The sequence below is a fragment of the Mesorhizobium sp. M7D.F.Ca.US.004.01.2.1 genome, from assembly GCF_003997785.1.
GTDB lineage: Bacteria > Pseudomonadota > Alphaproteobacteria > Rhizobiales > Rhizobiaceae > Mesorhizobium > Mesorhizobium loti.
This window is the reverse complement of the sequence record NZ_RZRQ01000081.1, coordinates 1-21,100: the sequence shown is the minus strand read 5'-3', so window position 1 is coordinate 21,100 and position 21,100 is coordinate 1. Positions and strand designations below refer to the sequence as shown.

Genomic DNA, 21,100 nt, shown 5'->3' with positions numbered 1-21,100 from the left:
GGTTGCGCATGCCAAGCTCCATCTATCAGGAGGAGATATGATGAACATTGAACTCGAAGCGTCGCATGCCCTCGTGGTCCGCCTGGCTGATCTGCAAACCAGAATGCGGAAAGCGCGGATAACGGCGGCCGAAATGAAAACCTTTCAAAAGGTCGCATCAATAATGGATGATGGTCACGGGCAGATCGATGGCGACGACCTGATCGCGGCATCGTTTCTCGTCGATCCCAATCAGCAGCAGACCTAAGGGAGCACGCCGACAAGCCTGAGCCGGCGTTCGTCGTGGCTGTACTGACCAAAGTCCAATCGAGCAGCGCAAAGGCCTGACGCATTCCACCTGCATTGAGCTAGAACCAGCGAGCAAAGTCCCTTCATCGTCGGTGGATCAGGTGCCCACCACCTCCTTGTGGCGGCACCTGATTGTCCAGGGGGAGCAGCTTCCAGGTCGGCGAGATCACAACGAACCTCCTCAATGCCACCTAAATAGCACACCTACTGGGAATTGCGGCTTCATGGCGCTTCCCAGTCGGTAGTTTCAATCGCGGTCTTGATCACGATCGTTGCAGATAGGTCGAGGGAACATTTTAGCTATATCGAATGTTCAACTCTTATGGATAGCCGAAACCTACTCTCAGCAGATCAATCAAGAGCAGCACGTGCCCTGCTGAACTGGTCGCGAGTGCGCCTTGCCGGAAAGGCCAATCTCAGCGAAATGACGATCAGCGATTTTGAGAACGGCTTTAGGAAACCGCGTCCCCCCAACATCGCGGCCATGCGCCAAGCGTTTGAGGACGCCGGAATTATCTTCACCATCGAAGGCGCTCCATCGCTAGCCCGCCCTGAAGGTGATAGGGGTCTCGCCACCGACAATAGAATGTGGCGCCGCCGGCAGAGAAAAGCATAAAGGCAAAGGCCCCTCGAACGCCGTGCATTAGCAGCCCCTTGACGAACCGAAGGGCAGCGCCAGAATCCTATGCATGGCGCGGGAAATCAATATTGGTGACAAGGTGGCGATCGTTGCCACTGTGGGCAAGCGCATCGAGGAGCGGGTGGCCCTGCATTTCCCCACCGCCACTTTCCCTTGTTCGATCATCGACCCCGAGGCCAAGCCAGGCGACAAGATCCGGTTCGAAGGCGAGGTCGTGCACGTCGATGACGATACAGGCCGTGTGACAGTGCAGGCGCTTGGCCGTATCACGGTCGATGCCAATTCTGTCCGGCTATTGAGGACGTTCCGAAGGCCAAAAGGCAGTAAGCCGCTGCGTGACAAGGTAGACTAACTGCCCGGCGCACCTATGGGTTTGAGCGATCCTTCGCCATAGCATTGAAAAGCAGCGTGCACGCCACAAGCGAAACGACCCCTCCTAACAGGTCGTCCCCGGTCAGGCCGAAAAAAATAGACCGTCTCAAACGCCAACGCTGCCATTGCTGTACCCACCATGTGGATTTGGTATCGCCAACATAGAACCGTTAGAGAACACTAATGTTCCACCTCTAGACTCTCGCCCGCAACGTCAGCATCCTGTCCTTTGGGAGGAGGGGCGCGTGGGCAAACGGCGCAAGTTCCGCAGGCTGTCCTGTGCGACCGCATCTCTTGACTGAACTTCGACAACCGCCCGCGATCTGCAATGGTCCATACGTGCCCAGACGCAACAGCGTTCGCGCGTATTGCCTTGTTTGGCCATGCTTCGCCATGCCTTTTGTGGAGATCGCAATGCCACCCTTTGTCGTCGCATAGCTCCTCGCCCCGGTTGAATGAATTGACGGGGCTGATGATCGCCGCGCCGACTTCATCAACGGGAGCGCGGTTTAGGTGGAGGTGTTCCGAAACGAAGGAAGCCCGTCACCGAAGGGTCACGACGGATGATCGAATGGGTATCTCGATCTGGGCCGTCAACGGCGTCTGGTGGAAGATGTTCCAGAGCGGTCCGCGGCTCAGGAATAACGGAAAGCGGGGCGCCCGAAACCAAAATGCTATCGCCGCGTTATGCAAGCCACCCCGCAAATGACAACCATGATCACGCGCCTAGATTGCTGGACGCCGACCCTTTGACCGACGGGGAAAACATTTGCCGAACTTGTTAGGGGTACTGAGCGCATGGCTATTTTGGTGGTTCTAGCAATGGGGGCGGTTGATGTTGGTGCCCGCTATCTACCTTGCACTGACCCACGGGAGATGAACCAAGCGCTGCCGCTTCGCTTGAGAGCGCATCTTCGCCTAATCCACCAGCAGGCTTATGCTTTGGCCGCTCGTGCCAAATGACTTGGCGCAGGTCGTGCATGTCGACCTGCTGACCGGAAATCGGACCGGTATAGAAGTTGTCATCCTCGTCGGCCGGCTCGCCACCGTGCCGCTTGCCAGGGATGGGTGGTTTAAGGTCATAGCACCGTCATCTCCGCCAAACATTCAATTCGTCTAAAATGTTCCGGAACTATTTTAGCGCAAGCTGATTGAATCGTGGCTTGTGAGTCCGGGGTATGCATGCATTTGAAGTTCGTCCCGCCTCGAATGACTGGGAATTCCAAACGCGCTGTCCGAGATCGGCTTTGGAAGCGCGTACAAGAGCACGCAGGGCCGCCGCCAAAGGGCCTGAAGCGGCCCGCGACGCAATGGGTTAAGCCGGGGCTGATCGGCCGTGTGTGGCACCTCCGCGGCGAGGAAGACCTCCGGCACGCTTCACTGCAGGATTTCAGGGTAGAATGAGCAAACGCGGGAGTGAATTTCTCTACCATTGGATATCGGACCACCTACCGGACGCTCCGATGGTCGACCCGGTTCTGATGGTGATTGAGATGGCTGTTGATGCAAAACGGGCGGCCGAAGCCCAAGGCATCCCAGGCCAGGAGATTGATGAAGAAATTGGCCAAATCTATCAGTTCATCATGCGGGACTTGCGCTGACCTTGCCAGGCGGTAGGCGAGGAATATAATTCTCCCGTTGCGGCGATCCCCCTCATACGGCTGCCATAGCCAGATCGAAACCTTCCAGGCAGGTATGCTGAAATCGAGCGCTTTCTGGCGGCGGCGGAAGCGCTGCACTTGAGCATCATCAAGCCCTTCAGATCGCCGCATTGCGACCACTATCGGCAAGACGCGTTTCTTGCATGGCGTGTTGTTGAAAGCCGTGCGGGGACAATCAACGCTCCCGCAGTGGCCGGTGTGATCCGTTGCCCCCACGGGAGCGTCCACTGCACCCCGCAAAGCCGTTTGTTTTCATTGTGTGACTTTCCGCCCCAACCGCCATACCATTTCCCTTGGTGGCTGCCGCGAAGGGACGACGAATATGGCTTTTACTGTCATCTGGTATGGACGACAGGGCATCGTCAACAAGGAAATATTCCACGCCGAGAAAGCGGCAAAGGATCATGCAATCTCCCTGTTTCAGACCCGGAAGGGCGACGATGGAATCGTGTCCGTTGAAATTCGCAAGGAAAACGGCACTGTCGTTTTTAGCCATGCGGAGAACTAGACGAAATTGCCCGCCGATGGCGCGATGTGGACAGGCGCAATCGCGACTGGAATCCGACGTTCGGTTCCGGGACTTAGAGACTTCAGTCTTAGTTGAGTTATTGCTAATATGCATTTAGCTTTGGCAATGCTGGGAGAGATCCCAAAACACTGACCCGCAATGGCCGGTGCGGCTACTTCACCCAAGCATCCCCTGGACCGACCATTTCCCGACGGGAGCATTAGACTGCGGAGCGGAGCTCAAATGGCCGGCGACAGGGACGATGCTATTCACGATCATCACGTCGAGTATTTCGCCTCGGAGAACGGTTTGTCTCCGGACCTGACTTGGGAGTTGATCCTAAAACACGGCAACAGCCGCAAGGCCGTGATCGAAGCTGCGCAGGGTTTGAAAGATGATGACAGGCAATACGGCCGACCAGCACCGCATGCGGAACGTTAGCTGTTTCGAATAGTTGAGTTCATGCTCGGATGTTGTCACTGGCATCCGGCGAAAGGCTGGTGGTTAAACTCATCAGCCGGCCCGCGTCTTGGTCCCTCCGTGGCGCGGGCTTTTATCGATCAGGCGAAGAGATGACCGACAAGCCGGCCACAAACCTACGTCGTGAGTGTGTCGAGGAGCCGCATTGGGTGCCGAAAATGCCGACGGCCGTCGATAGATGGAAGGAATAAGCGACATGCGGGAACCGAGTTCAGAGGCGGACGTTTTTTCCTCCAGGTCACGCGGTTTTGCGCGTTTTGAATGACCTAGACGGAGGAAACTGAAATGAACATCAAAATGCTCACGATGGGCGCGATGGCGCTCGCAATGATGACGGGCTCAGCGCTGGCTGCTGGTAACACATCCGCACTTGACGATCCGGCAAAGATGTCGCCGTTCTTCACCGATGCCGGCATGAAAACCTTGAGGTCGGAAGCGGATTTCAAGACCGCATGGATGGCCATGAAACCGGATGAAAAAAAGGCGGTGCTGAAAGACTGCGGCGACACCACGCTCAACAAGTCGCACGCGGACTTCTGCGCCATGGCGAAGAAAATGGGCGGCTGAAAATAACCTCCTGTGGCGCCGGAAACGAACCCTCTAAAGGCGTAGTTCCCAAGCCTGATCTGGGGCCCGTTGCTTTGGCACGGGCCTTTTTTCGCGAGGAACACAAACGGACCTCCCTGAGCGGGCCAGCTTGGCGCTCCCGTCCGTACCGCTTTCCTCGTCTCAAAGCCGTGTCAGCGCGAATTGACGAAGTCAGCCCGCCTTCGTGCAGTTCGTTCTTGGCTGCCTGTTTGCTTGCGGGATATGCCTGCTGTGGATTCGCGCATCTCGCTGATCTCGGACACGCGGTGCGACGCTCGCACCTCTAGATCGTCTTGAACGAGCGGCGCGCTATGCCCTTCCCCTGCACATCGGCCACAGGTCGGATTTGGTCGGGCCGACTGCCGAGAAGCGACCTCGAACGAAGCCACGAACCTTCGTGGAACCGCGCGCCAGATTCCAAGTTGCTATGTACCGGCGACAGACTGATCCGTGACCTGGATAGTGCAATACGTCGGCAGGCATCGCGTCGATAGGGTGAGACCAGATGAAAACCAGGCCGGCCACCATCAAACCGTACAGCGGACCGGTCGGCGGCTGGGGCTCAGCGAAATCCGTGGCCGCGATCATCGCAAGAGAGCACGTCCCTCTGAAGGCGCCAAAGCTGCTTTCGGTCCAGAATAAGCCTGAAGGATATATGTGCGTCAGTTGTGCCTGGGCAAAACCGGCGCAACCGCATCCGCTCGAATTCTGCGAAAACGGGGCAAAGGCGACGGCTTGGGAAATCACTTCCCGTCGGGCTGACCCCGCGTTCTTCCAAAAGCACACGCTAAGCGAGCTGGAGCTCTGGCCAGATCACGATCTGGAGGAACAGGGCCGGTTAACCCATCCCGTGCGCTGGGATGCGATTAGCGACAAGTATGTTCCGGTGGGGTGGGCGGAAGCTTTCGATGAGATCGGCAGGGAGCTGGGCGCGCTCGATCCTCGTCAGGTCGACCTTTACACCTCGGGCCGTGCATCCCTTGAGGCGAGCTACATGTACCAGTTGTTTGCCCGCATGTACGGCAGCAACAATTTACCCGACAGTTCCAACATGTGCCACGAAAGCTCGTCAGTGGCACTTCCGGAAAGTATCGGCGCCTCTGTCGGTACAGCTATTTTGTCGGACTTCGAAAACACCGACTGTATTTTCTACATCGCCCAAAACGTAGGAACGTCTTCCCCGCGCCTGCTACACGACCTCCAGGACGCGGTCGACCGCGGCGTGAAGATCGTCACCTTCAACTTGCTTCACGAACGGGGGCTGGAGCGTTTCGTCAATCCGCAGTCGCCGGTTCAGATGCTGACCGGCACAGAGACAAAGATCTCGACGGAATATTATCAGGTCAAAAATGGCGGCGATATCGCCGCCCTGTTCGGTGTCTGCAAGGCGCTCATCGAAGCCGACGACGCCCTCAAGGCATCGGGCACCAGCCGCGTAGCGGGAGAGGACGGCAAGCCGAAAGATCCCGATAATGCGGCAATGGTCGCATTCGCGGCCTCGATTGCCTCGGCCGACAAAAAGCATGTGCTCGACCATGATTTCATCAAGGAGCATACCGCCGGATACGAGGAGTTTGCTTTAGCTGCACGAGCTCACCAGTGGGATGAGCTGGAGCGGGTCTCCGGACTCAGCCGCGATCAGATGATGAAGGCGGCGGCCATCTACGCCAAATCCGATGCCGTGCTGATGGTCTACGGCATGGGTCTGACGCAACACCTCATGGGCGTCCAGAACGTCCATATGGTTTGCAACCTCGCGCTGTTGCGCGGCAATATCGGGAAGCCGGGAGCGAATATCTGCGCCGTCCGCGGCCATTCCAACGTTCAGGGACAGCGCACTGTCGGGATCACGGAAAAGCCGGGGCTGGCGCCGCTGGACAAATTGTCCGAGCTTTATGGATTTGAACCGCCCCGTTGGACCGGCCGCTCGACGGTCGAGACCTGCGATGCAATCATCAACGGCCAATCCCGGGCCTTTATCAGCCTTGGTGGTAACTTCCTGAAGGCGGTGCCAGAGACCACCGCTATGGAAGCGGGATGGCGCAAGCTGCGTCTGAACGTGCAGATCGCGACAAAGCTCAACCGCAGCCATGTCTTGCATGGCGAAATCGCCTATCTGCTGCCCTGCCTCGGCCGTATAGAGATCGACGAGCAGGCGACTGGCCCACAGGCCGTATCGATAGAAAGCTCCATTGCCCACTTCCATGGTTCTCGCGGAAAAACAAAACCCGCAAGTGCAACCCTTCTGTCGGAACCGGCGATCGTCGCCGGCATAGCCAAGGCGACGCTTGGGAAGACCAGGGTTCCATGGGATGCCTGGGTCGGCAACTATGCGGAAATCCGCGACGCCATAGAACGGACGTACCCGGAAACCTTCAAGGATTTCAACAAGCGGCTTTTCAAGCCTGGCGGGTTCGCCAGGCCGTTGCCGGCACGCGAGCGAAAATGGGTGACGCAAAGCGGGAAAGCGAATTTCATTACGCCAGGCAAGCTCTTTCCCGAATTTTCCACCTCGGGCAGAACCGACGTTCTGCACCTTGCGACGCTGCGATCGAACGATCAGTTCAACACCACGATCTACGGCTACAGCGACCGTTTTCGCGGCGTTGAAGGCACGCGCCGGATTGTGTTCATGAACGGGGAAGACATTGTCCGGCTAGGCTTCGCAGATGGCGAAATTGTTGATGTGACTACGGCCATCGACGACAATTTCGTCCGCAAGGTGACTGGCCTGAGGATCGTTTCCTACAACATCGCGAAGGGCTGCTGCGGGGCATATTTTCCCGAAACCAATCCGCTCTTTCCATTGGCGCATCACGACCCGAAGTCGAAGACGCCGTCATACAAGCTTTTGCCAGTCCGCCTTAGCCGATCGCACGCAACTCCAGATGGTTGACCCCATGGGGGCACAGAACCGCTTGACAGAAAGGACCATCGCAAATCCCGCGCCGGCGTTGGTAGCTGGCGCGCTTCTCCTCCTTGTTGGCGTTGGCGCTCTGCTCGGTTGGCTTCGGCAACCCAGAGAGCTTCGCCTCGATCCGCCGGCTGTTGCCGACCTCGACCAGTTCCGTCGCATGCCCAATGGCATCAGCGGAACACCGCCCGAGAGTTATTTTGCACTGGGCAAGCCGTATGAGACAGACGCTTACAATCTGAGCCAGGGCAAGCGTCTCTACACCTGGTTCGGTTGCGTGACATGTCATGGTGATGGTCGCGGCGGGACCGGGCCCAGCTTCCTCGACGGCTGGTGGCTCTATGGCCCGGAGATGGTTTCCATCGTCGCGTCCATCCGCGATGGCCGCCCGCATGGCATGCCTGCATTTCGCAGCCGGATGACAATCGAGCAGATCTGGCAGCTCGCAGGATATGTCCAGACAATCGGTTCCTATACGCCGAAGATCGCCGCGCCCAGTCGCAATGACAACGAACACGCCCGGCCGGCCGAGAATCGCGGCCCGGCGATAATCCTGTTTGACGAGGGACCAGTCGGCGCGCATCCAGACCAAGGACCGTCGCCTTGAGGGTGGCCAGCGCCCTTCTGATCAGTGCCGTCGCGTCGGGCTGCAGCGGCAATCAGTCAGCACTTGATCCGCACGGCGCTCCCGCGATTCATATGGAGCACCTGATCATCGGCATAGTCGCCATTTGCACGGTGATCTGGGTCGTGGTGATGGTCATGCTTGGCGTCGCGCTTCTACGGGGTCCCCGCGCCGCGGCCGATACCGCGAAGTCCGAGGCATGGCTGGCAATGACGGTGGTTGCCGCTGTCGCGGCCACGGTAGTCATCATAGCTGGCCTGACGATCGCAAGTTTCTATACCACCCGGGACATCGGCGTCCCGAAAAGCGACGCAATGACAATCACTGTGCGCGGACAACAATGGTGGTGGCAGGTCTTTTATGCCGGTGCCGACGCAACGCCCGGCTTTCAGACTGCCAATGAAATTCACATTCCCATCGGGACAGATGTTCATCTGCGGCTTGAAAGCGCCGATGTCATTCATTCGTTCTGGGTGCCCAGCCTTGCGGGAAAGCAGGATCTTGTTCCAGGTCGCTCCAACAGTATGCTGCTACGAGCCGAGAAGCCGGGCGTCTACCGGGGACAATGCGCCGAATTCTGCGGCCTGCAGCACAGCCACATGGCGATCATGGTCGTCGCCGAGGCGCCGGCGGACTATGACCGCTGGGCGGCGTCGCAGCGTGGTGATGCGACGATGCCGGCCGATCCGGATGCGGCCGCAGGACGAGCGGCCTTCCTGGCAAAGCCCTGTGCTGCCTGCCACACGATCCGCGGCACTGCCGCCAATGGCACGACCGGACCGGATCTTACCCATATTGGCAGCCGGCTGACGATCGCCGCCGGACTGGCGGAAACCACGCGCGGTTCGCTCGCCGCCTGGATTGCCGATCCTCAGACGCTCAAGCCCGGAAACAACATGCCTATGGTCGCGCTGACCAGCGCCGAGCTCCAGAATATCTCCGCCTATATGGAGAGCCTGAAATGACGGGCAGAGATAGCACCGACCCGCGAGACACCGGGTTCAACGATGGTGAACTCGATCAGCGCCTTGCGTCGGTCTGGTCGACACCGCCGGGCCTCTGGGGCGCGCTGTCGTCGGTCGACCATAAAATCATCGGCCGGCGCTACATCAGCACGGCCTTTGTCTTCCTGGCACTGGGCGGGTTGCTGGCCCTGCTGATGCGGCTGCAACTGGCGCAACCCGAAGCCCGCTTCATCGGGCCCGATCGTTACAACCAGATTTTTACCGTGCACGGCACAAACATGATGTTCCTTTTTGCCGTGCCTGTCATGCAGGCGATGGCCGTCTACCTCGTGCCCTTGATGGTGGGAACGCGAAACATCGCTTTCCCGCGCCTCAATGCGTTCTCCTACTGGATGTATCTCGCCGGCGGTTTGCTGTTGTGGATCGCCTTCGTGGTCGACACCGGACCGGATATCGGTTGGTTCGCCTACGTCCCGCTGTCGGGGCCTCAATATGCGGCGGGAAAGCGAGCCGACGTCTGGGCGCAGATGATCACCTTCACAGAGGTTTCGGCGCTCGCCGTCGCCGTCGAGATCGTCGTGACCGTCTTCAAGCAACGCGCACCGGGGATGTCACTCGATCGGATCCCATTGTTCGTATGGTCGATGCTGGTCACGTCGTTTCTCGTCATCCTGGCAATGCCGGCGATCATGATCGCCAGCACGTCCCTTATACTCGACCGGCTGGTCGAAACGCATCTGTTCAATCCCGCTGAAGGCGGCGATGTGCTGCTGTGGCAGCATTTGTTCTGGTTCTTCGGACACCCCGAGGTTTACATCATCTTTCTACCAGCGGTGGGGATGGTGTCGACGATCGTCGCGACGTTCACGCGGCGCCCCGTGTTTGGCTATCTGGCCATGGTGATGGCCCTGATCGCTACGGGCGTTCTGGCGTTTGGACTTTGGGTCCATCATATGTTCGTCGCAGGCCTTCCCCGGCTTGGAGAGAGCTTCTTCACGGCCTCGAGCATGGCGATCGCGGTTCCGGCAGGACTGCAGATATTCTGCTGGCTGGCGACGATGTGGGCAGGCAAGCCGATCTTCAAGACGCCGTTCCTGTTCGTCATCGGCTTCATGGTCACGTTCGTCATTGGCGGCCTGACCGGCGTTATGGTGGCGTCCGTGCCGTTCGACACACAAGTCCACGACACCTATTTCGTCGTCGCTCACTTCCACTATGTCCTTGTCGGCGGCGCGGTTTTTCCTTTGCTCGGCGCGATCTACTACTGGTTCCCTAAGCTCACGGGACGGATGATGAGCGAGACAGTCGGCCGTTGGGTGTTCGGCCTCATCTTTGCCGGCTTCAACCTGACTTTTTTCCCCATGCATATTCTCGGTCTGCGCGGCATGCCGCGTCGCGTCTACACATACCAGCCCGAGATGCCATGGTCGGCGCTGAACCTGTTCATCAGCCTCAGCGCGAGCATCCTCGCCCTCGGTTTCCTGCTGTTTTTCATCGACGTGATACGCAGTGCCAGGTCAGGCGCCGCCGCGTCGTCCAACCCGTGGGGGGCCTCGACACTTGAATGGGCGACCTCGTCGCCGCCGCCACCGTACAATTTCGCCCGCCTGCCGGTGATCGGCAGCCTTGAAGCCTTGTCAGACCAATCAACTGCCCTTCCCGTTGCGACGGGCCTGCGCGTCGACCGTCGAGAACTGTTGGTCAGCAGTGTGGTCGAAGCGATTCCGGAAGCGCGAGAATCGTCGGCCGGAGATTCGATCTGGCCGCTATGGGCAGCGCTTGCCACCACCGCGACGCTGATCTGGTCGATATTCACGCCGTGGGCAGTTGTCTGGGGTTCGATACCAGTGGCGATCGCACTCATCGGCTGGTTCTGGCCAAAGGGCGTGCCGGAGGATGAGTCATGAAAGATAGCGCCACGCTCGACCTGACAGACCTTCCCTCTCACGGCCTTGGCACCGCGAGCGTGTCCTGGTGGGGAACGCTTGCCTTCATGCTCATTGAAGGTACGGGCTTTGCGCTTTCGATCGTTGTCTACCTCTATCTCATGAGCTTGGCACCACATTGGCCTCTGGATGCCGCACCGCCTGATCTGCTCGCCGGGACGATCCTGACAGCTCTCTTGATAGCAAGCCTTGTTCCCAACATTTTCCTCGCCCGCTGGGCACGTAGCCAAGATTTGCTGAAGGTCCGTATCGGCCTCGTCCTCATGTCCCTGCTCGGCATGGCGCCGCTGATCCTGCGGGTCTTCGAGTTTCCGGCAATGCATATCAAGTGGGACCAAAACGCCTACGGCTCGATCGTGTGGGTCATGCTCGGCCTGCACACGACGCATATTCTGACCGATCTGGTCGAGACGTTGGTGCTGACTTGCCTGATGTTTTCACGGCACGGCGACAACGCGCGGCGGTACGGAGATGTCAGCGACAACACGATGTACTGGAACTTTGTGGTGGCGACGTGGTTGCCGATGTATGCCTGCCTCTATTGGGTTCCAAGGCTATGACGAACATTTGGCTTCGATACACAGCCCTCATCCTGCCGCTCCTCGCCTGGGCGCTCAGCACCCAGTTCGGTCAGATCGCGCCCTACATCGATTGCCAACGGAATGGCCAGTGGACAGCCGTCTCTTGCGGCATCCTGCTCCTCGTTTCGGTTGCTGGCGTCGTAATATCACGACTGCTTTCAACGGGAACGGCCAAGTCCGAACGGTTCATTGCCGATGCGGGCTTTCTGGTCGCGCTGGCGTTTGTTTTTGCGCTGTCATTGCAGGGGGCGGCCACGGTGCTGCTGGACCCATGCCAACGCTGATCTGCACACTGACCTCGTTTTTGATAGCTGCCCCGGCGATGGCACACGGCGAAGATGCACATCCTGCGGGCTATCCCTGGACCTTTGATCCGTGGATCGTAGCACCCTTTGCCATCCTTGTTGCCCTCTATGGCGTAGGCGTCATAAGGCTGGCATCGCGAAGCAGAAGGCCAGGCAGCATGCTCTTCCGCGCCTTGCTGTACTGCTGTGGCATGCTGACATTGGGTTGCGCGCTGCTCTCGCCGCTTCACTGGCTAGGCGAGCACCTTTTTACCTTTCATATGATCGAGCACGAGATCGTCATGGTTGTGTCGGCGCCCCTGATCGTGCTGGCGCGCCCGGCTGGCATCCTGCTCTGGGCGCTACCGGGGAAATCCCGGCGCATCGCGGGGTCGCTGATGCGTTCGCCCATGATAGGCGGGCCATGGAAAAGGTGTACGAGCGCCACCAATGCAACCATCATTCATGGCTTGGCCATCTGGGCCTGGCACGCGCCGGCGTTGTTTGACGCGGCCGTGACCAACACGGCTCTGCATCGCCTCCAGCATCTCAGCTTCTTTGCGACAGCGATATTGTTCTGGTGGGCAATTGTTTGGCGAAGCGGTTATGGCACCTCAGCCTGGCATCTGTTCGCGACCATGATCCACAGCAGCGTTCTGGGTGCTTTGATGGCGCTGGCTCCACGCGTGCTCTACGTGGCTCAGACCCAGACCGCTATGGGCTGGGGGTTGACGCCGCTGGAAGACCAGCAGATGGCCGGGATCATCATGTGGGTGCCTGCCGGCACGATCTATGCGGCGGCGGCGATGACGATGCTGGCGCTCTGGATCCACGGCGCGAGTGAAGGAAGGGCGCAAAATGCCTGAGCCGCTCGCGCCCGCCATTGGCCTTGCCGTAATTGGTATTGTCCTCGCTGCGGCATCAGCCGCCTTCGTCGCGGCCAACGTCGCGGGCGACAACCACACCCAAGCAGCGGTGGCCAAAACGATCACCGGCGGCGATCCCGGTCGGGCTCCAGCAATTTTCCGCCGGTACGGCTGCTCCGGTTGCCACGCCATTCCCGGCATACCGGGAGCTGACGGCCAGACCGGTGCGCCGCTGGCCGGGTTGTCAAAGCGTGTGTACATAGCGGGCGTGCTGGAAAACAATTCCGACAACCTTGTCACATGGATTGTTTCGCCCCGGAGTTTTTCCCCACAGACGGCGATGCCGGCGACCGGCATTTCGCGAGAGGAAGCCAAAGACCTTGCCGCGTATCTGTACGCCCAGTAGATTCCTGATATTGGCTTTCGCAATCCCGGGCGAAACATCGCTTCAAGGGCGCGGGGTGGCTATGGGTGGCAGACCTTTGACGTAGCGCGCAATCGCCTGGCGATCACTGTCAGGCAGCATTGCCGTATTTGTCACCACATCGGACATCGACGATCCGACACGACCGTGGTTGGGCGTCTCTCCCGTTTTGAGCATCCTGGCGATGTCATTCTCGGTCCATCCGCGCAGCCTGTCCTGGGTAATATTCGGCACAAATCCCGTGCCTTGGGGATCGATGCCACCGGCAAAACGAGTGCCGGGTTTGATGGCGCCAAAGGCGTTGCGGGTCGAATGGCACTCGGCGCAGTGTGAAATGGTCTCGACGAGGTAAGCGCCACGATCATGCACAGGATCTCCATCGAAGCGGGCTGCGGTTGATCGTTGCCGAAAAAACAGCAGTTTCCAAATCCCGACAGACCGTCGGATGCTGAACAGCAGTGCAGGATCGGGCGGCGGTACACGGCCAGACACCTTCGGAAGTGTCTTGAGATACGCGTAAAGATCCTTCACGTCGTCGGGCTTTATGCTGGTAAAGCTCGTGTAGGGAAAAGCGGGATAGTAATGATCACGCTTGGGCGACACGCCGCCGATCAAGGCGTTCGCCAGGTCAGTGACAGTCCATCCGCCGATACCATCCACCGCATCGGGGGAAATGTTGGGGGGCCGAAAGGTCCCGAATGGTGAAGCGATCGCCATGCCGCCGCCAAGCCTCAGGCGGTCGGGCTGTCCCGGTGTTGCGTGACAGGAAGCACAATCGCCTGCAGCGAAGACGAGCTTGCCGTGCGCGACATTGCCCGGGCCTTCAAATTGCCGATCCTGTTCCCCAAACGGGGGCCTCGCCGCTGTCATGTACCACAAGACCGCGCAAACGGCGCCCGCACACAGGAAAACCGCAAGAGCAAATCTCAACACGGTGCTCCACCTGGCGATCCCCAGGCCCTTGGACGATTTCGCTCCGCGCTTGCTTTCAAATCCACCCTTCATCTGAGAAAGCTGCTCAAGGGTGCATCGCAACCGCGGTCTGACTGGATCCGAGATATCGATCTTGTCCCAGGGAATGCGGTACAGGCAGTCGCGGTGGCGCAGGTGAAAGAAATCGAGAACCGCGGTGCCGAGCGCCAAGGCGGAGAGGCGCTCGAAAGCAGCGAAAATGCCGACGTGGAATTCGGTGACAACCATATCGTCACCGTCCTGTTCTGCTCGTATCTCTTCAATGTGACCGACGCTTTTGCCGCGTAGCGAGAGCACCCGTCGTCCGGCAAGATGTTCAAGATTGACTGTGTCCATGTCAGGCTCCCGGAATGCGGCCTATGACGCGGTCGCGCAGCCAGTCTTGCCAATCGAAGATCCCTGTCCGGCGCACGTCAACGTCAACCTCGACGTCGACGCCGATATTGCGCACCTTGTTCCACGCTATCCGGTGCGGTTCGGCATGACGTTCGCCTCCAAACCTTGCCGCAAGCCATGCCATCAAGCGTCCCGGCCGCGAACCAAGACGCCGCGCCAGCGTGATCGAGCCGAGCTCGACCGCGACGACCCTTGGCGGCTTGCCTTGCCTCAACTCGGCCACCAATCCGTCCACCTTGCCGATCTTGACCTGCTTGCGGTCAAGCACCTGCTTGTCCAGGAGATCGCGCAGCAAATCCATCACGAACCTCCCAGTATCTGCAAGGGAATGCTCACCACGGCAAGGACGAAGCCAAGCGCGACGATAAGGATCACCGCGGCGTTCGAAATCATGCCATTGCCGTGCTCACCGACATAGCGCTCATCGTTGAGCAGAATGAGGAACGGGACCACCGTCAGAGGCAGGCTGGCGGCCGTCACGGCCATGGAGAAGATTGTAAGCCTCAGCGGGTCGAGGCCGAGTGCGATCGGGATGGCCGTCAGCAGCAATGATAGCGTATAGACACCGCAGAAGGCGGGATCATTGCGGGGTTTCAAATCCTCGCCCCACGTCCATCCAAAGCCCTGTGCGACGAGATATGCCTGCTGAAGGCCGATTTCTAGGGTCGCGCCGAAGCAGGCTATAGCAAGCGAAGCGACAAGCAGAACAAAGCCCCAGAAACCGAATATCGGGATCAGCATCAGGGGCAGTTGGTGATAGTCATTGACCTGATTAATGCCGTGCGCGCCGAGCACAAGTGCGGCGACGATCAACACGCCGAGCGAGATGGTGCCGCCGAAACTCATGCCAAGACCCGCAATGGCGCGATTGGTGCCGAGATAGGTCTTGTCCCAGTGGTCCTCGACAGCGCCCGAGGAATAAAACATGAAAAGGTAGGGCGATATCGATGCCCCCAGAATGCTGACGGCCATAAACCAGTAGCTTGCCGCGTCATGCCCCGGCAGGCTGGGCACCGCGCCTGCAGCCACCTGTCGCCAATCCGGCTCAACCATCACCGCGCCGACCACGAAGCAAAGCGTGACGAGACCGAGGATCGCCACCCCCTTCTCGATAAAACCGAAGGTGCCATTCCATAGAAACAGCCACGCCAGAAACGCCACCGGGAGGGCCCACCATTGAAAGCCTATCCCTGTCGCAAGTTCGGCCGCGATGGAAACGCCGCCGATCTCTGCCGACATCACCATGAAATTGACCAGCAAGGTGGCCAACAACGGCCACAGGAAGGCATTGAAGCCGAACCTCTCGCGGATCCCGTCGGCGATCGTGTGGCCGCTGACGGCAGCGAACCGGCCAGCCATCTCGACCAGGAAGATGATGCAGATTGTGCCAAGGAGGATCGCCCAGATCAGCTGGAAGCCGAAAGTCGCCCCGGCTTGCGCGGCTGTGGCCATCGATCCGACCTCGAGGAAGCCGCCGACGCTGGTAACGATGCCAAGAGAGATTTCAAGCAGCTTCTTCATGATCTCGGCGCGACATATCTGGCATTGAGGGCGGCGAGGTCCTTCGCGGCCGTCCCAAGGTCCTGCCGCGCCTGGCTCACCTGCCGCGGGTTGCCCGCCTCCACCCCGGCCTGGGCCCGCCTTGCCGCCGCCGACAGCCGGCCGATCACGGTCATGATACCGCGCGCTTCGGAGGATTGAGGTGAATTGTCAGACTGCATCTGCCGACCGGCGGCGGCAAGCGTCTCGGCTGTTGATTGCAGTGTGGCCGATGCATAAAATGAAGGGGCATCCCCGGCGGCCCAAGCGTCCAAGACCATGGCTGCCGTCTGCGAAGCCGACGCCGCGATTTTTGATTGCTGGGCGACGCGTTCGGAAGAAGAACAGGCGGCCAAAGCGACCATGGTCGACAAAAGACAGGAGCGCCAAAGCCGATCGGCAACGTCTTTGACTAGGCTTCGCTGCATGGCCGCGCAACCATGATACAGCCGGTCTGTGTGTCAGGTGCCAACATCAGGGATTCCGGAGTGTGGATTTCGGCCTGCTGGGAAAACGGATCACATCACCGGGCGACCCCCGATCTATGATCCGAGGAGGATTGTGATCGCCCTGCGCGCTACGGGGTGGTCCACTTGGGTGCAACTCGACAACGGTTGATGCCGACAGAGCAGCCCGTTGTCTGAAAAGGCGCACAAGTTCGGGGTGCAGTCCGTCACTTCGACGCGAGGCCAAGTCGTGAAGAAACAACAACTCCATTGCGTGTTCCTTTCCACGCTGGCGACGGGCTGGTCTCGCAATCGAGGTCAGCTTGAATCCGGCCTGTTGGCATCCCTTCTTCTGATCTGAGTAAAGCTGCTGCGATCGGAAGGTTCCGCCCGCGCTCACAAATTCGTCTGCGGGACCGTTTGCATGACGCTTGTTGGTAGAGCAGGCAACGTTCCTGAAAGGCTCGGCGCTTCGGCGACAGGTCCTTGCGACCTTCTTGCGCCGGGTGTCATTCGCTTGCGCCATTGCCGCATCCTCCGCCAGTCCCTCGTTGGTCGGAAATCCAGAAGGCTCAATTCTCGCCCTTTCGAAGAAGCCGGGCCTCGCGCATAATCGACGCCCTGTCCACCCCGACCAATGAAACGATCTCACGGATTTGGCTCTCGGTCACGCCGCACTCGCGCGCCAACGCCCGCACGGCTTGCGAGGTTATGACCGGCCGTCTGGCTTGTTCGTCAGTCATTGCTCATTCCTTTCGTTCGAAGGGAACGCTCCAGCTCATCGTGCAGCTGCTGGATGAATCTCTCCTATGGCTTGACGCTGGTCTCCCGCGCCCACAGCCGAAGTTTCCGGCAGGCCTCCATGTACGTTCCGGCAGCGTCCCCATCTGTCAAAGGAATGAGGCCTTCATCGGCTGCCGGATCGACGGCCGCCTTCTCCAGGAGAGGAACCGCCGCCGGCGTAAATCCGATGAACTTGCAGTGGGCAAAGGCATCCGCCACGAAATCCCGGGCTGCCACCTCTCGCGCAAGCAATTCCGCACCTTCTTCGGTGAGCAGCAGAGCCACGGCGTCAAACAGCACGGAAGGGCCGCCGTCGATCATATGCTCCGCAATTATCTTGGTGCCGTCATCAGCCTGCACACCGCCCACCTTCAGGGCAATGACCTCCATTGTCGCCCCTTCAATTTCGATCGCCGCCTGCAGCGCTTTGAACAGAGCCGCGTCGGCCCCGTTGCTGATCAGTACGCCGACCTTGCGGCCCTCGAAGCTATGAGGGCCATTCTCGATGATGCTCAAGGCCGGCGACGGCTCCAGATCCCTTCTCGGTGCCACGGCCGCATCCGCCGCCTTCGGCAAATCGGTGATTCCGAGCTTGTCGGCGACTGTCGAGGCCAAAACTTCGTCGATGTTCAATAGGTGCGCGATCATACGCTCCCGGATAGCCGGGCTTTCGACCTTGCTAAGCTCAAACGTCAGGGCTTGGGCGATGTGGCGCTGCTCAGGAGGCGTCTGACTGTTGAAGAACTGGCCGGCCTGGCTGTAGTGGTCAGCGAAGCTCTCTGGGCGCAGCCTTACCTTTTGTCCCGCCTCGCCGTCAGCGAAGGACCGGAAACCACGCTCGGACGATTCGCGCGGTCCCACTCCAAACGAGTTGGGTTGGTAATTCGCGCGTCCGACTGGATTGCGCATCGCCATATGACCATCCTGCTGAAAATGATGGAACGGGCATTTCGGCGCATTGATCGGCAGATGGGTGAAATTGGGACTGCCAAGGCGTTTCAGCTGGGTGTCGAGATAGGAAAAGTTGCGGCCCTGCAGGAGCGGGTCATTGCTGAAATCGATGCCCGGCGGGACGTTCTGAGTCATGAACGCCACCTGTTCGGTCTCGGCGAAAAAGTTATCCGGCATGCGGTCGAGGACCAGCCGGCCAACGGGTATCGGCGGCAGGACCTCTTCGGGGATGATCTTGGTGGGGTCGAGAATGTCGAAATCGAAGCTGTCGGCGAATTCCTGGTCGAACAGTTGCAGGCAGAGCTCCCATTGCGGGAATTGGCCGGCTTGAATGGCGTTCCAGAGATCTCTGCGGTGAAAGTCCGGATCGGCGCCATTGATCTTGACCGCCTCATTCCAGACGACCGATTGCATGCCGAGCTTGGGCTTCCAGATGAATTTCACGAATGTGGACTCGTCGGCCGCGTTGACCAGCCGGAAGGTATGGACTCCGAAACCCTGCATGAAACGGAACGACCGCGGAATCGCCCGATCAGACATCACCCACATGATCATGTGCATGGATTCAGGCGTCAGGCTGATGAAATCCCAAAAGGTGTCGTGCGCTGACTGGGCCTGTGGAAACTCCCGATCGGGCTCCGGCTTTACCGCATGGATCACGTCGGGAAACTTGATGGCATCCTGGATGAAGAACACCGGAATATTGTTCCCGACAATGTCCCAGTTGCCCTCCTTGGTATACAGCTTCACCGCGAAACCGCGTACGTCGCGAGCCAGGTCGAACGAGCCCTTGCTGCCCGCCACCGTCGAGAAGCGAACGAACGCCGGCGTCTTTTCACCAGCACGTTGGAAAATGTCGGCACGGGTGTACTTGGCGAGGGAGTCGTAAGTCTCGAAAAAGCCGTGGGCGCCGTAGCCCCGGGCGTGCACGACCCGCTCGGGAATGCGCTCGTGGTCGAAATGGAAGATCTTTTCGCGAAAGTGAAAATCCTCGAGGAGTGCCGGTCCGCGCGCCCCGATTTTCAAGGTATTCTGATCGTCGGCGACCGGGCTTCCCTGCGCCGTCGTCAAAACGTCTGTTTTACCTTCCGCCAGTTGGTGCAGCTCTCCGCCTTGCCCTCGGACAAGGGTTTGGTCGTGGATCGTCGCGGCATTTGGATTGGTAGCTGCTTTACGCGCCATGCGGTCCTCCTTGGGTTTGCACTGCGGTGATCTGCTGAGCAACCTGCGGTGGGGCTACAGGTTCCATGGAACCAAGAAGCAATTTCGTCGACTAGGCGCATGGAGGAAGTCGACCAGGTGCGTGCGACGAACGCGAAAACCCGGGGAGCCACCAAGTCACAGATCAAAGCGATGCGGTCCGGCCGGCGGATTTGCACCATCTTCAGATACGCCTGCGTTGGCGGCGGGCAGAGGGAAGGGACGCACGGGTTACACTTTTGGCCCGCTGCCCTTGGTGGCGGACTCTTGGAATGCTTCATCCAGTTGCAAATGATCGGTTTGCCCACTTCCGCGAAGAACGCGGCTTTGCCGGGCTAGTGGGGTCTGTTGGGTGCGTGTTGCCTGATGGTTCGACTTATCACCTCTCATACGCTGCGCAGCTTCAATCACGGCCTTGCGGCCATTGCCGTATTTTAGGATCAAGTCCCACACCAGGTCCGGGGTTAGGCCGTTCTCTCGGGCGAAATTTTCGACCTGATGGTCGTGAATAGCATCATGGCTGCACTTATCGCCGGCCAATTGAACCTCCGTCCGGTCCGGCCTGCGTTGAGCTGCATGGGCCACGTTTGACAGCCTAAAAGGCCGGTGGCTTTCAAAACAATTTGGAGATTGTGGTACCGACGCACACATTCGAATTAGGTCAAGTGCGATCGAGCTAACACTTTCGCCCGGTTCCTGACGGTATCGAGCTTTTCAGTGGGAACGGTTTAACGGCCGTCATGGTACGATTGGAGTAGGATTCGCAAGCATGGTGCCGACATCCAAAGACTCCGCCCTGTGGATGATTGGTGGACTTGAGATTTAGCAACGATCCTCAAGAAACCGGTCGGACCGAAGTTCCCTTGCGCAATTCTTGAGAGCGCCCGTGCCCGCGTGTGCCGAAGCAGGAACGTCTCGAAAAAACCCACCGCTGTGGAGCTGCAAGCAGGTTGCTGCACACGAGGTTTTTGCTCGCTCTGTCCGACGGCATTGTGGGGCGTCACGATCTCTCTGATCCAGGGCGATGCCAGGGAACCTGAATCGCTGTTCCAAGTTCTTGAAGATGGCAATTACTCATCGCAACGATGCTCCCCTCAATTGAAGCAATGATTTCCCGTAGCGCGGCATTTCGCAAGCAAAGAGGTGACTGACGTGCGGTCTTCCGGTCTCCTGGCTCAGCCGGCAAGGGCGAAAACTCGCGAGTCCGGGCGTTTGCGCAGGGGGGTCATCTACGGCGCAATTGCTGTCATCGCCAGCTTGCTCACGTTGCTAGCCATAAATCTCGTCCCCGAGCCGCGCGTTTTACGATCGATCGTACCTCACCGCTTTGACTCCTCGGATCCCCAATTTGCCAAGACCATGGGCAGTTTCTCGCAAGGGCAGATGTTCGGTTCGAACGCGGTGCAAACTTTGGTCAACGGAGACGAGATTTTTCCTTCTATGCTGCAGGCGATTAGAGCGGCTCATACAACCATCGATATGGAAACGTACATCTACTGGTCAGGTGCTGTCGGCTATGAGTTCGCGACTTCCCTGGCGGCCAAAGCGAGAGATGGCGTGGAGGTCCGCGTTCTGGTCGACTGGGTCGGCAGCCTTCCGTTCGATGAGGACCTGATCCAGATCATGACAAGAGCTGGGGTCACGTTCGAGCGATATCGACCCATCCACTGG

Annotated in this window: 22 protein-coding genes and 3 pseudogenes; 18 read left to right on the top strand and 7 right to left on the bottom strand. The window is 59.1% G+C overall.

Going from position 1 to position 21,100, the window contains the following annotated elements:
- From EN993_RS14070 to EN993_RS13985, 17 genes and pseudogenes are all read left to right on the top strand, one after another.
- Positions 1-247, top strand: a 247-nt coding sequence (locus EN993_RS14070) for a hypothetical protein (protein ID WP_348630422.1), incomplete at its 5' end; no start/stop codon positions are given.
- A gap of 363 nt (positions 248-610) precedes the next feature.
- On the top strand, positions 611-904 hold the full coding sequence (locus EN993_RS14065; RefSeq protein ID WP_127263714.1) for a helix-turn-helix transcriptional regulator: 294 nt from the start codon (positions 611-613) through the stop codon (positions 902-904).
- A gap of 73 nt (positions 905-977) precedes the next feature.
- Positions 978-1,280, top strand: a complete 303-nt coding sequence (locus EN993_RS14060) for a hypothetical protein (RefSeq protein WP_127263709.1) — start codon at positions 978-980, stop codon at positions 1,278-1,280.
- Positions 1,281-2,533: 1,253 nt separating this feature from the next.
- Positions 2,534-2,704, top strand: a pseudogene (locus EN993_RS37770) (ATP-dependent DNA ligase); the annotation flags it as partial.
- A gap of 59 nt (positions 2,705-2,763) precedes the next feature.
- On the top strand, positions 2,764-2,901 hold the full coding sequence (locus EN993_RS14045) for a hypothetical protein (protein ID WP_245462994.1): 138 nt from the start codon (positions 2,764-2,766) through the stop codon (positions 2,899-2,901).
- A 65-nt stretch (positions 2,902-2,966) separates the two neighbouring features.
- Positions 2,967-3,163 (top strand): annotated as a pseudogene (locus EN993_RS37765) (hypothetical protein).
- A gap of 120 nt (positions 3,164-3,283) precedes the next feature.
- Positions 3,284-3,469 carry a hypothetical protein gene (locus EN993_RS14035; RefSeq protein ID WP_127263707.1) on the top strand — a complete coding sequence of 62 codons (186 nt, stop codon included), beginning with the start codon at positions 3,284-3,286 and terminating at the stop codon, positions 3,467-3,469.
- Between the two features lie 243 nt (positions 3,470-3,712).
- The gene (locus EN993_RS14030) at positions 3,713-3,910 is read left to right on the top strand and encodes a DUF3606 domain-containing protein (RefSeq protein WP_109670969.1); all 198 of its coding nucleotides are present in this window, start codon (positions 3,713-3,715) and stop codon (positions 3,908-3,910) included.
- Between the two features lie 324 nt (positions 3,911-4,234).
- The gene (locus EN993_RS14025; protein WP_127263706.1) at positions 4,235-4,516 is read left to right on the top strand and encodes a hypothetical protein; all 282 of its coding nucleotides are present in this window, start codon (positions 4,235-4,237) and stop codon (positions 4,514-4,516) included.
- 526 nt (positions 4,517-5,042) lie between these two features.
- On the top strand, positions 5,043-7,433 hold the full coding sequence (locus tag EN993_RS14020; RefSeq protein WP_127263704.1) for an FdhF/YdeP family oxidoreductase: 2,391 nt from the start codon (positions 5,043-5,045) through the stop codon (positions 7,431-7,433).
- 4 nt (positions 7,434-7,437) lie between these two features.
- Positions 7,438-8,058: a cytochrome c gene (locus tag EN993_RS14015; RefSeq protein ID WP_127263702.1), complete on the top strand. Its 621-nt coding sequence runs from the start codon at positions 7,438-7,440 to the stop codon at positions 8,056-8,058.
- A gap of 92 nt (positions 8,059-8,150) precedes the next feature.
- A complete protein-coding gene (gene coxB, locus EN993_RS14010; protein WP_127263713.1) occupies positions 8,151-9,041 on the top strand; it encodes a cytochrome c oxidase subunit II in 891 nt (296 codons plus the stop codon).
- Complete coding sequence (ctaD, locus tag EN993_RS14005) at positions 9,038-10,948, top strand: cytochrome c oxidase subunit I (RefSeq protein ID WP_127263700.1); 1,911 nt, start codon at positions 9,038-9,040, stop codon at positions 10,946-10,948. Before coxB ends, ctaD begins: the two co-directional genes overlap by 4 nt.
- Positions 10,945-11,547, top strand: coding sequence for a cytochrome c oxidase subunit 3 (locus EN993_RS14000; RefSeq protein ID WP_127263698.1), 603 nt, complete (start codon positions 10,945-10,947; stop codon positions 11,545-11,547). The genes ctaD and EN993_RS14000 overlap by 4 nt, the downstream gene beginning before the upstream one ends.
- Entirely contained in the window at positions 11,544-11,852 is a 309-nt protein-coding gene (locus EN993_RS13995) for a hypothetical protein (RefSeq protein WP_109670984.1), read from the top strand. Before EN993_RS14000 ends, EN993_RS13995 begins: the two co-directional genes overlap by 4 nt.
- Positions 11,840-12,718 carry a cytochrome c oxidase assembly protein gene (locus EN993_RS13990; protein ID WP_127263696.1) on the top strand — a complete coding sequence of 293 codons (879 nt, stop codon included), beginning with the start codon at positions 11,840-11,842 and terminating at the stop codon, positions 12,716-12,718. Before EN993_RS13995 ends, EN993_RS13990 begins: the two co-directional genes overlap by 13 nt.
- The gene (locus tag EN993_RS13985) at positions 12,711-13,124 is read left to right on the top strand and encodes a c-type cytochrome (RefSeq protein ID WP_127263694.1); all 414 of its coding nucleotides are present in this window, start codon (positions 12,711-12,713) and stop codon (positions 13,122-13,124) included. The genes EN993_RS13990 and EN993_RS13985 overlap by 8 nt, the downstream gene beginning before the upstream one ends.
- Before the next feature lie 42 nt (positions 13,125-13,166).
- On the opposite strand, the gene EN993_RS13980 is transcribed toward EN993_RS13985, so the two are convergent.
- The 7 genes from EN993_RS13980 to EN993_RS13945 all read right to left on the bottom strand — a co-directional run bounded on the left by EN993_RS13980 (position 13,167) and on the right by EN993_RS13945 (position 19,969).
- Complete coding sequence (locus EN993_RS13980; RefSeq protein WP_245468793.1) at positions 13,167-14,012, bottom strand: cytochrome c; 846 nt, start codon at positions 14,010-14,012, stop codon at positions 13,167-13,169.
- A 439-nt stretch (positions 14,013-14,451) separates the two neighbouring features.
- Positions 14,452-14,811, bottom strand: a complete 360-nt coding sequence (locus tag EN993_RS13970; protein WP_109670993.1) for a hypothetical protein — start codon at positions 14,809-14,811, stop codon at positions 14,452-14,454.
- Entirely contained in the window at positions 14,811-16,031 is a 1,221-nt protein-coding gene (locus EN993_RS13965; protein WP_127263693.1) for an Nramp family divalent metal transporter, read from the bottom strand. Before EN993_RS13965 ends, EN993_RS13970 begins: the two co-directional genes overlap by 1 nt.
- The gene (locus EN993_RS13960) at positions 16,028-16,423 is read right to left on the bottom strand and encodes a hypothetical protein (RefSeq protein ID WP_126067734.1); all 396 of its coding nucleotides are present in this window, start codon (positions 16,421-16,423) and stop codon (positions 16,028-16,030) included. The genes EN993_RS13965 and EN993_RS13960 overlap by 4 nt, the downstream gene beginning before the upstream one ends.
- A 644-nt stretch (positions 16,424-17,067) precedes the next feature.
- The gene (locus EN993_RS13955) at positions 17,068-17,238 is read right to left on the bottom strand and encodes a DUF3606 domain-containing protein (RefSeq protein WP_127263691.1); all 171 of its coding nucleotides are present in this window, start codon (positions 17,236-17,238) and stop codon (positions 17,068-17,070) included.
- A gap of 64 nt (positions 17,239-17,302) precedes the next feature.
- Entirely contained in the window at positions 17,303-19,411 is a 2,109-nt protein-coding gene (locus tag EN993_RS13950; RefSeq protein WP_127263689.1) for a catalase, read from the bottom strand.
- Positions 19,412-19,660: 249 nt separating this feature from the next.
- Entirely contained in the window at positions 19,661-19,969 is a 309-nt protein-coding gene (locus EN993_RS13945) for a hypothetical protein (RefSeq protein WP_127263687.1), read from the bottom strand.
- A gap of 672 nt (positions 19,970-20,641) precedes the next feature.
- Between EN993_RS13945 and EN993_RS13940 the strand changes: the two are divergent.
- A pseudogene (locus EN993_RS13940) lies at positions 20,642-21,100 on the top strand (cardiolipin synthase B); the annotation flags it as partial.